The organism is Zhengella mangrovi, assembly GCF_002727065.1.
Taxonomy (GTDB): Bacteria; Pseudomonadota; Alphaproteobacteria; order Rhizobiales; family Rhizobiaceae; genus Zhengella; species Zhengella mangrovi.
Genome location: NZ_PDVP01000002.1, coordinates 407,380 through 419,810 on the forward strand (window position 1 = coordinate 407,380; position 12,431 = coordinate 419,810).

At 54.6% G+C, this 12,431-nt stretch carries 12 protein-coding genes and 2 tRNA genes; 3 read left to right on the plus strand and 11 right to left on the minus strand.

Annotation, left to right across the window (positions count from 1 at the left end):
• Nucleotides 1-609, plus strand: a complete 609-nt coding sequence (locus tag CSC94_RS05775) for a Cif family virulence factor (RefSeq protein WP_099304756.1) — start codon at nt 1-3, stop codon at nt 607-609.
• Here CSC94_RS05775 and CSC94_RS05780 read toward each other — a convergent pair.
• The 6 genes from CSC94_RS05780 to CSC94_RS05810 form a co-directional block, all read right to left on the minus strand.
• Nucleotides 572-1,222 carry a phosphatase PAP2 family protein gene (locus CSC94_RS05780; protein WP_099304758.1) on the minus strand — a complete coding sequence of 217 codons (651 nt, stop codon included), beginning with the start codon at nt 1,220-1,222 and terminating at the stop codon, nt 572-574. The two genes, CSC94_RS05775 and CSC94_RS05780, sit on opposite strands and share 38 nt — an antisense overlap.
• A 19-nt stretch (nt 1,223-1,241) precedes the next feature.
• Complete coding sequence (locus CSC94_RS05785; RefSeq protein ID WP_133122824.1) at nt 1,242-2,042, minus strand: sulfotransferase; 801 nt, start codon at nt 2,040-2,042, stop codon at nt 1,242-1,244.
• A 159-nt stretch (nt 2,043-2,201) separates the two neighbouring features.
• A tRNA-Arg gene (locus CSC94_RS05790) sits at nt 2,202-2,278 on the minus strand.
• Between the two features lie 22 nt (nt 2,279-2,300).
• The gene (locus CSC94_RS05795) at nt 2,301-2,606 is read right to left on the minus strand and encodes an ETC complex I subunit (protein WP_099304762.1); all 306 of its coding nucleotides are present in this window, start codon (nt 2,604-2,606) and stop codon (nt 2,301-2,303) included.
• A gap of 179 nt (nt 2,607-2,785) precedes the next feature.
• Nucleotides 2,786-2,862, minus strand: a tRNA-Pro gene (locus CSC94_RS05800).
• Between the two features lie 720 nt (nt 2,863-3,582).
• Entirely contained in the window at nt 3,583-5,541 is a 1,959-nt protein-coding gene (locus CSC94_RS05810) for an acyltransferase family protein (RefSeq protein ID WP_099304766.1), read from the minus strand.
• Between the two features lie 657 nt (nt 5,542-6,198).
• On the opposite strand from CSC94_RS05810, the gene CSC94_RS05815 reads away from it, so the two are divergent.
• The gene (locus CSC94_RS05815; RefSeq protein ID WP_165784335.1) at nt 6,199-8,895 is read left to right on the plus strand and encodes a S8 family serine peptidase; all 2,697 of its coding nucleotides are present in this window, start codon (nt 6,199-6,201) and stop codon (nt 8,893-8,895) included.
• Nucleotides 8,896-9,340: 445 nt separating this feature from the next.
• On the opposite strand, the gene CSC94_RS05820 is transcribed toward CSC94_RS05815, so the two are convergent.
• Entirely contained in the window at nt 9,341-9,739 is a 399-nt protein-coding gene (locus tag CSC94_RS05820; RefSeq protein WP_099304768.1) for a helix-turn-helix domain-containing protein, read from the minus strand.
• 392 nt (nt 9,740-10,131) lie between these two features.
• On the opposite strand from CSC94_RS05820, the gene CSC94_RS24150 reads away from it, so the two are divergent.
• Nucleotides 10,132-10,911, plus strand: a complete 780-nt coding sequence (locus tag CSC94_RS24150; protein WP_133122825.1) for a type I phosphoribosyltransferase — start codon at nt 10,132-10,134, stop codon at nt 10,909-10,911.
• A gap of 261 nt (nt 10,912-11,172) precedes the next feature.
• On the opposite strand, the gene CSC94_RS24530 is transcribed toward CSC94_RS24150, so the two are convergent.
• The 4 genes from CSC94_RS24530 to CSC94_RS24535 form a co-directional block, all read right to left on the minus strand.
• Nucleotides 11,173-11,334, minus strand: a complete 162-nt coding sequence (locus CSC94_RS24530) for a hypothetical protein (protein ID WP_165784336.1) — start codon at nt 11,332-11,334, stop codon at nt 11,173-11,175.
• 239 nt (nt 11,335-11,573) lie between these two features.
• Complete coding sequence (locus CSC94_RS05825) at nt 11,574-12,050, minus strand: hypothetical protein (RefSeq protein WP_133122826.1); 477 nt, start codon at nt 12,048-12,050, stop codon at nt 11,574-11,576.
• A gap of 8 nt (nt 12,051-12,058) precedes the next feature.
• A complete protein-coding gene (locus tag CSC94_RS05830; RefSeq protein WP_099304770.1) occupies nt 12,059-12,247 on the minus strand; it encodes a hypothetical protein in 189 nt (62 codons plus the stop codon).
• Nucleotides 12,247-12,414 (minus strand): hypothetical protein, encoded by a 168-nt coding sequence (locus CSC94_RS24535; RefSeq protein WP_165784337.1) that lies wholly within the window; start codon nt 12,412-12,414, stop codon nt 12,247-12,249. The genes CSC94_RS05830 and CSC94_RS24535 overlap by 1 nt, the downstream gene beginning before the upstream one ends.
• Nucleotides 12,415-12,431 lie beyond the last annotated feature (17 nt).

Genomic DNA, 12,431 nt, shown 5'->3' on the forward strand with positions numbered 1-12,431 from the left:
ATGCTGCGCCGCGCCACCATCACAGCCTTCATGGCCCTCTGGCCGGCATTCGCCATGGCCCAGACGACCGGTACGCCCGACGACCACGATGCCTTGCGGGCGCTCAAGGAGAAGGCGGTGGCGGTGGTCAACAACCGCGACTACGCGACCGCGCGGGCGATCCTGCACGACCCCTTCATGGCGACCGTCATCACGCAGGATGCGTTCACCGATTTCAACGACGTGAAATCCTTTTTCGAGGGCCTCTACACGCGCGACTTCCTGCGCATGAAGGAAATCCGTTTTTCCGCGGAGGCCGATGACTATTCGACCGTCTACACCGGCACGTTCGCGCTGACGAAGGGATCAACGCTGGAGCGCTACGAGCTGGCGGACGGGCGCAGTTTCGACATGAAGGGACGCTGGACGGCGGTCTCGATCAAGGACGGCAACGATTGGAAGATCGCGGCCATCCACATGGGAACAAACTTCCTTGACAACCCGGTGCTCAATGCCATCGAGAAGAGCGTGATGTGGACCGGTGCGGGCGGAGCGGCCGGCGGCCTGCTGATCGGTCTTGCCGGCGGCTGGGTCATCGGGCGGCGGCGGCGGCGGCCGGCATCGGCATGAGCCCGCGCGCGGCCAGCGCAAGCCCTCCCCCGGCGACGATATCGAGAATGTGGTGCTGGTGGACCAGCAGCGCGGAGACCGCCATCAGCGCCATCCAGGCGCGGTAGAGCCAGGCAAGGTGCGGCCCGGCGCGGGACAGGCAGGCCAGAAGGATCAGCCAGGCAAAGGCCACGTGCAGCGAGGGCACGGTGTTGTGCGGCGTGTCGGCGGCGCGGATCAGCGCGATGACCGTGCCGGACAGGCCTTCGACAGGATTGTCGGCATATGCCAGCCGGCCGGGCAGGAGCACGAAAGCCAGTGCCGCCACCGCGAGCACCGCCACGGACTGGCGGGTCAGCACCGCCATGTCGCGCGGGCCGAGATGGAAGAGCGGCAGCAGGAACAGCGGGTAAAGCGACAGGTAAGGCCAGACCATCCAGGGAACGAGCGGGATGGCGGTTTCGCCGGGCAGGACGAGGTCGAACGCGCGTCCCGACGCCGCGGCCAGCCAGCCGCCGCCGACATAGACGGGGACAAAGACCAGGCAGAAGATCGCGACGAAACGCAGCCAGGCGATGATGCGGGACCTGAGCCTCGGGGGTATCCGGTCCGGCATCAAAACGACAGGCTTCATCGCAAGGCTTCGCCCGGATCTAGTATCCGAATGTCCGCTGGTAAGCGGATGTCTTCTCTACCACCTGCGCGACGAATGCCTGGTACTCACCTTCATCGATTTCCCGCTCGTATTCCCCGTTGCCGGAATGGCGCTCGATCTCATACCCGCGTCCGAACTTGTCGAGGTAGGAAAACGGGTCGCCGGACATGGGCCAATCGAGCCACTCTTCCAGAGACCGGAGTTCTCCGGATGAGCTGTCACGCAGGGTCTCGTATTTCACGACACGGCACTTGTCCGAACCAGCGACGGCGTATTTCGCGTGCACATCCAGGAGACTGTTGGCCGAGGCAATGCAATAACCCTCGATCCAGTCCTTGCCCCGTTCCTCCGGGCGTCCCTGCATGTGCCACTTCTCCAGCAAGCTCAGGACCACATCCCGCATGTTGCGGACAAGAATGATGATATGCTTCGGATTGATGGTATCGATCGTCGGCTGATGGAAATCGCCGCGCACTTCCTTGGCACCCCACCTGCTCAGCTTTGCCAGTTCGGGTGCCAGGAAATTCCGGTATCGCTCGACAACCGAGTCGTGGTTCAACTGCGGACGCGGGATCATCCAGAATTCCTTGTCCACCGATATTCCGAAATCGGCTGCCTTCTCGTGGATGAACCTGGCAAAGACACCGTTGGCGAACCAGGGCTCGATCATCAGCCAATGGGTCGGCGGAACCGTGAAAAGGTTCGCAAGCCAGGTGCTGCCGGACCGGCCCATGGCCGCGATATAGAGATCCGCTTCGAACAACCTGGGTTCGTCGGCATTCAGGAAACCAAAACTCACGATCGCCCCTTGTTTCTGGCGCAAGCTATCAAATCGATCAGGTCCAGCTTACGCAGGCGGCCAAGGCAGAGGAAGGGATCGAGGCAAAAATCCTCCAACTGAACCCAAATCGGGAAAAACCCTTTCAAGCCATTGATTTTATTGAATTAATATCAAAAATGGCGACCCCTGCAGGATTCGAACCTGCGACCATCGGCTTAGAAGGCCGGTGCTCTATCCAGCTGAGCTAAGGGGCCGGCTGACGCCTTGGCGTCAAGCTCAGTGCGTCCAGGGCGTCTTCCGGTCGTAGCGGAAGTTGTCGGAATAGGAAATCTGGCGGCGCTTGGCCTGCTTCGGATCCTGCACGGAATAGGCCAGGCCATTGCGCTCGGCATAGGCCACCGCCTCTTCCTTCGTGTCAAAGAAAAGCCGGATCTGGCTCTTCATGTCCGACGAAGTGGTGTAGCCCATCAGCGGGTCGATCTTGCGCGGTTCCTCCGGCTCGAATTCCAGCAGCCAGCGGCCGGTCTTGCCCTTGCCCGACTGCATGGCGGTCTTGGCCGGGCTGTAAATTCGCGCGCTCATGTCGTGTCCCCGCACTCTTCGATCTTGGCGTTGCCGGAAGTCCGGGCCCTTCTGCAACCGGGGCGGCGGCGCTTCCATGTCCGCCTACGCTATATACGGGAGGTGTTCGCCCGGTAAATACCCTTTGTGCCGCAACATGGCCCGGCGCGGCGGGTTTTCGACCGATTTCAGGGAAAGGATGGTCGGAGCGGCAGGATTCGAACCTGCGACCCTCTGGTCCCAAACCAGATGCGCTACCAGGCTGCGCTACGCTCCGAGCCTTGAAAATCAATCACTTGCGGCGGTCTTTACCAGAGCCAAAAGAGAACCGCAAGGGAACAAACGTACCTGAGTTCCACCGCAAAGAACAAAAGTCCCACCAAAAGTCCCACCGATGTTATTGTGTAGTCAGCGAAGCTGGAACAGATCTGCAGCGAGATCGGTAATCCGAAAATATTTCTCGTCGACCGGATCACAAACTTCATCTCCCGCGACATGGACCCGTGGCCCTACCAGGCGCGACGTCACGCTAAGATTGTCTCAGCTTGGATTCGTAGACAACACCTTCAACAATTTGTTCAACGGACTGCCGCACACAAAATGCTTGACCATGCAATGATCCACGAACCTTGCGATTGCAGCGGAAAATTTGGAGGCGTGACACAGAGAACACAATGAACAATAGTCAGATGTCGCGATCGGCAACAACGTCCCGGAAGCACTCATGAAATCAGTATCTACACCAAACCGTCAAGCTGATCATGGTCTAGAACCTCTCGTCCCACCGAGACTGCATCTGGGAGCGCTCCATTTCGGCGAACGGAGACAAAGTACCGGTTGCGCTGCATAATCCCAGTGACACACCTAAGCCGTTACAGTGATGACCGCCGAGAAACTCGAAACTTCACCAATCCGAGGTTGAGGCTCCGAGCATTCACCGGAAACGCTCTCGTTTGAGGCCGACGACAAGAAAAAAGACGATGATTTCTTCTCCAAGTCAATCTTTAAGCCACTGTAGGAAACTCGCATACTTATCCTTATTAGCGACCACTTCTTTTCCTACCAGAACCGAACCATTGATACTCAAATGACCAGCATCATAATACAGCGGCCGCCCGCCGCGCTCTCCGTGGCAATATTGATTATCACACAGCAAATCGTTGAAATCTATGTATAGTGCTCCTGCCTTTTCTGCAATTGCTTTAATGCGATCATTGTAAACTCGGTCCGGCCGCCCCGCTACGCGCGCTCTCTCGGAACAATTTGCGAGGGGCGTCTTAAGTCTAATGACATAACATTCTCGATCATATTTCAATAACGGGGGCACATCTCCCAGGACAGCGACCTTAATATCGCTCCGCTTAAGTGTATCTAATGTCTCTCGCAGCGCTATTTCAAATGCATCGCCGCCTGTAGATAAATACGAGCGCCAGGATGCTGAGATAACTACGCGCTCAGCTTCCAGCACTTTATGCATAGCTATTGTACCGGACGCTTTGCATGTTCGGGCATAGCGTCCCGAGGTAAATCGTTCAGGGTTTGAAAAGACGGGCGGACAGGCCGAGTGCTCCAAGTTTCGGATCGAAATCCCTATTGCCTTTCCAATTTCGCCGATGAGCCCCGCATACTGCGCGGCTTTTGAGTCACCCCATAGCATTGCAGTTGGTTCAACGTTTTGGTCGCCCGTAATACAACGCGGATCATCAAGGTCAGCGGCTGTCAGAAGCGGTTTTTGACAAACATAATTTGCCTGGTAATTGGGCTTCATACCAATTGACAGTCCGTCAACGGCCTCTTTGAAAGAGGCGGACAATGCATATACGCCCAATCCATTTGTAATTAATAGTGGAGCGCAAAGCAGCATTACGGCAATTGAAGGGACACCGAACATTCGAGTTAGCGATTTCCAATAGCCATACGGACGGCGCCTAAATGGCTGCTCGATCAGCGAGTAACTGATTGCCGACAAGCAGAGCGTCATGACAATGGCCAATGTTTTTGCCAAAAGTGACATCGCGCCTTCTAGATAAAGGAATAGCACAATTATCGGCCAGTGCCATAGGTATGCAGAATATGAAATACGGCCCAGATAGACCACCGGCACCAGTGTGAAAATGCGGGACGCCAAAGGTCTGCTGATGCCACCAAGAATGATAAATGCCGCGCCGATTGTCGGCGGAGCAGCTCTCCAGCCCGGGTACGGAGTTGCTGAGGTTAGCCACCAGAATGACCAGAGGATCAAAGCTATACCCAATAGAACCAGTCCATTTCCAGCCGCGCGCGAACTCATTAATTTATTCAACAGCCCCTTTGAAACAACAATTGCTACTAATATCCCAGAACCGAATTGACATACTCTCGATGGCAGCATGTAGTAAGCAATGTCTGGATCGACAGCATAGAGCATATCTCCGCCAACAAAAGAAGCCACCGTTGCCATAAATACAAAGGCGATTAAGGTCGTAGTACTAACGCGCTTATACAGAAAAAACAGACAGACCGGCCAAAGAAGGTAAAATTGCTCTTCGACACCAAGCGACCATAAATGAATTAGCGCCTCTGAATGAGCATTATCAGCAAAATATGAAGTATCCGAAAAAAATGCAAAGTAAAAATTTGCTACAAAGAATTGTGATGCGAGTGCGCTCCAGCCAAGATCATACAGATCTTTAGGCGTGAAAATAAACTGAAACAATATCAAAGTAAAAAGAATCACGACGCTTAAAATAGGGATGATTCGGCGGATGCGACGTGCATAGAAATCAGAAAAAGAAAACCTCCCCGCCTCCATTTCCGAAAGCATAATTCTTGTAATGAGAAACCCTGAAATCACAAAAAATATATCAACACCAATAAATCCGCCCGGCAACCAAGATGGATCCACATGAAAAATAATAACACTTGACACGGCTAGCGCGCGCAAACCATCGATATCATCACGATACTTTATCGACATTGGGTTTATTCCTATATTTCTCTATTTTTTTAGGGCTTCTTCATTTCGAGATATTAGTATCAAAATTTCTGCATATGGCAACTATTGTGGACATGAACGGAAGTTCCGCTGAATTTGGGAAGCCGCGGTTGAACGGCGAATACTTCGATCTAATTGAAGCCTACGCGATCTGGGAACGAAGGCAGAGCGACAAAAGGCACGGAGCATCACATAACTCTAAATGTTCATTTGCCGAGATGACCTGGCGCGAATCTTGATAACATTTCAGATGCATATAATCCCCACAGCTCACCGATTTAGAAGCGACTTCAACTCGCAGCGATGTCATGCTTCCCATTGTCATAAAAATTGGCGATTTGCATAGCCCCTAGACAACTTAGACACCTTCTTTCTACTTTTTAGGCAAGGAGACCGCGGTGAGCAAAGCGTATCGAGTCGACGATCTCACAAGGGACGCGGTGTCTCAAATCGTAGCGCGGAGCTATTCGGTTGCGGCGGTATCCAAGCAATTGGACGCCAGACAATGTTCATTCTACAAGTGGAATTTGAAGCTCTCGAGGCCATTCAGAGGTCATGACAGGGCAGCCGCACTAGAAATGAATGTTGACAAATCGCTGCAGTCTTCAGCAACTTTCCGCAATAACGGAGGGCTTTTGCATGGGATGGGTTCGGCTGTTCATGAGATATTTTGTGTTGAATGGAGCTGTATCACTTGCGTGTGCGGTTTCAATTATCTGCCTAAGTGAAGTCGCTGTGATCGCTGAACAAAGCGTCAGCATGCCGCTGGCTGCACAAACCTTTGACAAAATCGCCAAGCCGACAGAGCTTGCCCGGATGATGACAAACAATCCAGGTGGTCGTTTTCGAGTCATCATCCAGTATGACAACTCCTCTATCGGCGCCCCGGCCGGTGCCGGCTCGCCGGAAGATGATAGGCAATATATCGCCCGCAACCATGCCCTACAGGATCTCGTCCTCTTAGAGACATTTGGATCATCGCAAGCGGTAGTCAGCGGACCGCTTTCCATTGCCTATGGCGTAAGGCGAATGGATTTCAGTCAATTGTTTGTAATCAACCTAACGGCAGACGAAATCGACCGTGTCGCGGCAAATGTACGCGTCACACGGATTTACCCGGATATCACTTTCCAGCCAACGCTCGACGAAAGCACGACACAGATCAACATGCCTACGGTCTGGATCGCCGGCGGCACAGGCGCTGGGCGCGCAGTGGCCATTATCGATACGGGCGTAAAGAAGAGCCATGAGTTCATCACCCCGTCGCGTGTTGTTTCCGAGGCGTGCTATAATTCAAACGTTGCGGAAAGCAATGCGACTTCTCGCTGTCCTGGTGGGGTAGAAATTTCCACAGCCACGGATTCCGGTAGTGACTGTTCGGAAAGTTTTGCTTCCGGCTGCGGCCACGGTACCCATGTTGCCGGCATAGCTGCCGGAAATAATACCAACCGCCAAACAGGCGAACCGCTGCATGGAGTCGCCTACGAGGCCAACATCGTTGCTATCAACGTTTTCAGCAAGTTCGACAATACAGGTGCCACGTCACCCGCTTGTGATCCCGCCGCCAATCCCTGTGTCTTGGCCTTTTGGTCCGATATCGTCCGGGGCATTGACCATATCTTTTCTATACGCTCGACGTACAATATCGACGCGATTACTCTGAATCTAGGTAGCGGCGCATATTCGGCGCCATGCGACCAAACGGATCTACTTGAACCCATTATTACCACCCTGGCTTCCGAAGGTACCGCTGTAGTGGTCGCAGCGGGGAACGAAGGCCTCGACAACGCGGTCAACTCACCGGCATGTATTTCGACTGCCGTCTCCGTGGCCTCGTCGCTCGACACAGCAAACACCCGGTCCAGCTTTTCCAACTGGGGTGATTTGATTGACGTCGTCGCTCCAGGATCCAATATACGGTCTTCTGCGTATGGCTCATCAGAAACCGATACTTCGCGCTATTTAGAATACAATGGCACATCTATGGCCGCGCCGCACGTGGCCGGGGCGTTCGCAGCCTTGCGCTCGATTTTCCCGTCAAAGGCCATATGGGAAATTGAAGATGCAATAAAATCAACGGGGGTACCAATCACATCCGCCGGTACAACCAAACCGCGGATCGACGTGCTCGCTGCTTGCAATGCACTTGGCGGCGGAAATTGTATTCCTGCGCCATCGAACGACAATTTTTTCAGTGCGATGCCTATAGTCGATTTTCCATTTTCGGTGACTGGCCAGACGAATGTTGCTGCAACCAGCGAAACAAACGAACCGCGCCTTAGCGCGCCAAATAATACTGTTTGGTATTCGTTCACCCTGCAAGAAACCAGCATTGTTCATATCGATACGAATGGGTCTTCACTTGATACTTATATAGGTTTGTTCTCCGGGCCATCTGTTGGCTTCTTGGCTGCGCTTGGAATAAATGATGATGGCGGCACTGATTTTGCGTCTTTGATCGAAAGACCGCTAACTGCCGGAACATATTATATTGCAGTTGATGGCTATGGCAGCACCACTGGGACCTTTAACCTTAACGTCACATGGTATAGTGGCGCACTTCGCTCTGCATCTATTTTGGCGGCGGTTCTGCCAACTGCCCGCGCGACGCAGAGCGGAACGCCTGTTACCGCATTTGCCACAATCGTCAACAGCTCTGAAAACGCGGCTAGTAGCTGCAGCATCGGGTTGCCTACGCCCATATCTGGGACGAGTTTTTTCTATCAGACGACGGATTCAGCGAATGCTCCTATCGGTAAGGCCAATACACCTGTGGGAATTGCGGCCGGTGGATCCCAAGGCTTCTATTTCGCCCTTTCACCCACGGCGGCCGCGTCGAGCAACATTCCGCTTGTCTTTGACTGTGCGAACGCATTGCCAGCCTCTACGATTTACGGAGTGAATACTTTCCAATACACGGCTTCTTCGACGCCAATTGCAGACATGGTGGCTATCGCAGCAACGGTCGGGAACACCGGCTACATCTCGATCCCCGGCGCATCCGGCCAAGCAGCCGCCTCGGTGGCCGCGGTCAACATAGGTGCCACGCAAACAATAACGGCCAGCGTGACAGGACAGGCCATTGGGGGAACTGATCCCGGCATGCCGGCTACTCTTTCAATCTGTCGCGCGAACTCCAGCGGCGTCTGTCAAACCGCATTCGAGGCAAGTACATCGTTCACAGCAATCGCTGGTGAGACATACTATTTCGTGGTCCTGGCCCAAGGCAACGGTAGCGTGTACGATAACCCGGCATCCAACCGTGCGCATATCTATTTTCGCAACACTAGCTCGCAGGTGGTCGGAGCCACTAGCGTGGCGATTCGAACCCAGTGACAAAATATGCTCCAGCGCCGGACAACGGTGCCGGAGCAGCGACTATCCAAGGATGCAACACGGGGCGGTATAAGTTTCCTGGAGAAAAAAAAAGCACAAGCTGGACACCCGCAAAAACCCCTTCTGTAGATCCGAGCCTGTCCGGTCAGCGCTGATTAATTCCTGTTTGTTCTCTGACCGCTTCTCGTTTGTTCACGTTTCCGAGACTGATCACTATTCGGCGCGGAGGTTTTTGCGTGTGCCCAGCTCAATCCCGCAGCGCGATCGACTACTCAAAACACCGCAGTGTGCATTTCAGATGGCTCATGATGCCCCCTGCCGGCGTGGCAGATGGCAATCATTTCAAACAGATGACAGCCCTCACCGACCTTGGATGGCCCATTGATTTCATTGGCGTCCTGACGACGCTCCCCTCACCTGAATATCGATCTGTTGGAGTGGACAATCACGGTTTCTCTCTACAGTTCGCATCAGCGACAATCTGCGCGATCTTTAAAGCGGACGCCGCCGGCAGTTTCATAGACAATTTCACAAAAGCCGTGTTTGTGTCCGGCAGCAACCGATACTCGAATGTGCCATCAGCCTGAGCAGAGGCGGGCAGCTGCGGATCTGGAATCAGTTCGTGTGCTGGGACTTCAAGTGCACGAGCCAAGCAATCCAGGCTGTAACGCGTCGGGAAAGATTTTCCACGGACGTATTGAGAAATCGAGTCTCTTGTAAGCCTAGATTGTCGAGCCAATTCCGACTGGCGCCATCCCTTTGCGATCATGGCACGATAGACGCGGCGGCCGAATTCATCTTTCGAAATCATATTCTTAAAGCCATCGTCAGACAGATTATCCATGCCAGGTCCAATCTAGGTTCACCACAAACTGCATGAAAATGTACCGGGGCAATGCATCCTTATCCACCCCTCCCTGGCCGGCTCTATCCTGCCGGGATGGAACAGACGAACACGCTGGCCGAGCTGGCCGACATGCGCATCGATGTCATAGCTTGGTGCAACGCGTGCCGGGGGAATAGAAGGTTTGATGCTGGAGATCTCGCCGGCGTCTACGGGCCGGGCTTGACGGTGCGCCGGCTGGCCCTGCGGCTCAAATGCGCGAAGTGCGGTGCCAGGGACTGTGGGGTGCTGCTGTCGCCACGGGGACGATATTCAACCTCAAATAGCCGAAAGATGACAAATTGGTAAGAATCTAATATCGAAGCGTGATTGCTGTTGTGAAGATTCGCTATATGACACGTATGCCGTGGCCGGAAGATTTTCCGGATGTATTTGTGAACGGAATTTGGAGATCGCCGGATGGGTCAGATTATTCTGGCCTTTGGGATCATCCCCTGTACCAAGCGGCAAAAGGCGAACGCGACGTGGATTCCGCCATGAGGATCATTGATGATCTCGCCAAAGAAGAGGTGGTGGATTCGCTTCGAGGCCTAGCAATAAGATGCGGAAAGACACCCATCGTCATCGCCCCGTCGGCTGACATTGCCGAAACCAACAATGCGCTTGCCATTTCTTATGCCAACTGGATCGGACATGAACTCGACTGGCCTGTTGAAGAGCGGGTTTTCCAGGATAAAACGGTCTCCCGTGACCGCCAAGGTGGTTGGTTTCGCCTGGCCCATAGAGCATCTTTTTACGGGCAAATTGACAGTGCTACCCCATATGTCATAGTGGATGACGTGATCACCATGGGCGGAACCATGGCTGATCTGAGGTCGTTCATCCACCGTAAAGGTGGGTCTGTTATTGGTATGAGCGCGATTGCCTCTCGCGAAGGTACAGACAAGCAGATTCGCCTTGGAAACGACACACTCGCGCGTTTGGAGGAACATTATGGTTCAGATTTTTCAAGCAATTGTTGCGAGCTTTTCGGCTTCCCGCACGAATGTTTCACGCGAGACGAAGGACTGCGACTCCTCGCTTGTAAGGGATATGACTCCCTCAGAGAGAACATACTGCGAGCGCGTCACGAGGCAGACGCATCGGGAGGCAAGAGAGTCGCTGGCCGGTAGGCCTAAGCGGTTTGCCTGAGAAGTAACCCGTTCTATTTGAGATTGGCTGGCCGCCTACATCGCTGTAGGCGGCTTTTTCGCGTAAATCAGCCTGAGAACGAAAAAAGCCCGCCGCCTTACGGCAGCGGGCTCGGGTGGTCCGGAGCGTTGTGTGTGCGCTGCTCCGGTCCGTCACAGCCTACCGGGGGCGGTGCGGCTGTGATTGCCAAATTCGATAGCCGTTGGATCGATTCCCATCAAGCCAGCGATGCTGCGCAGCAGTTATTCCCAGTCGTCCGCGGTGCGCTGTTCGAGGCTTTTGAGAAAATCGTTCCGACGGTTCTGAGAGACAAAATGCTCTCTGAAGGGATCAAAGACCAATTCTGCAGGGAGCGGCTTGCGCTCCAGAATTGCCTGATCCTGTTTCGCATAATCATCATTCATGCTTCCCCCTCCTGTGCCGTCAGTCCCTTTCGATGTGGAGGAGCGTGTATTTGCACAAGGCGGTACGAATCGCAAATATGACCAGCGTCGTGAGAGCAAAATCAACAGCAAAAGCCCGCTACCTTTCGGCAGCGGGCTCGCGGACAAGAGGAATGAATATGGGGTATTCTCTGCCCTTCACGGCCTCCGGGGCGATGGATGCCGTGATGCTTGTTTTCTAACTCGCCGGCAGATTCGGCTCAAGGCTTCAAAAGCGGTCCGATCGTCGCCGTCCGGGTGATTCCGCTGGCAAACTCGCAAGGGAAGCGCACTGATACAGACTCGATCTTCCGCAGCGTTTCCGGCTTGTCCTCGATGACGAACGGACCGACCAAGAACTCCTCGCCCCGCAACACAAGCGGTGCTCCCTCCACCATGTCTCCGTCCGGCGTGAATGCCGGGTAGCTCTTGAACCGCGTCGAGCGATCCTCGGACCATCGGCCGACGAGCGTCACAGGCGCACCTCTCGGAACCGAGCATGGCTCGAGCTTGCGAGAGACGGCCACCACGATCAGCAATCGTCCGGTTTCAATCTGCCAACGGACCTGCGACACCGGCGCGTAAATCATGGCCGTAGCCTGGCGGGCGCGCTCCCGCTTTTCGGCGAAATCATGCCAAGCATCGACCGCCGTCATCGCTGCAGCTGCTGCGAGGTAGGTCAGGAAGCCGTAGGTCAAGCGCCGCCTCATTTCTTGCCCCCCTGCCCGGTGAACTGCCGCAGCAGGTCCGGCGCGTCGAAACCCATCAGGCCGAATGGCGCGGAAAGGATGACAATGTGGAGCTCCTTCACGAGGACGTGGATCGCCATGAGCGCCGCGAACATGAGCACCCCGACAACGAAGCGCGTCCAGCGCCAGATATTTTCATGCTTCATCAGGGGTCACCGCGAATAACGATCCGATGAACGGCGCGGCCGGACTTGTAGGCCAGGAACGCGGCAACCAGCAGGGCCAGCCAGAACGGCAAATGCCCCATACGCTGAAGGTGATCGATCAGCCAGACGCCAACCGTCCCGGCCGCGGCGACCAACGTGTTGTGCATCACTGCCTCCCGTGCCT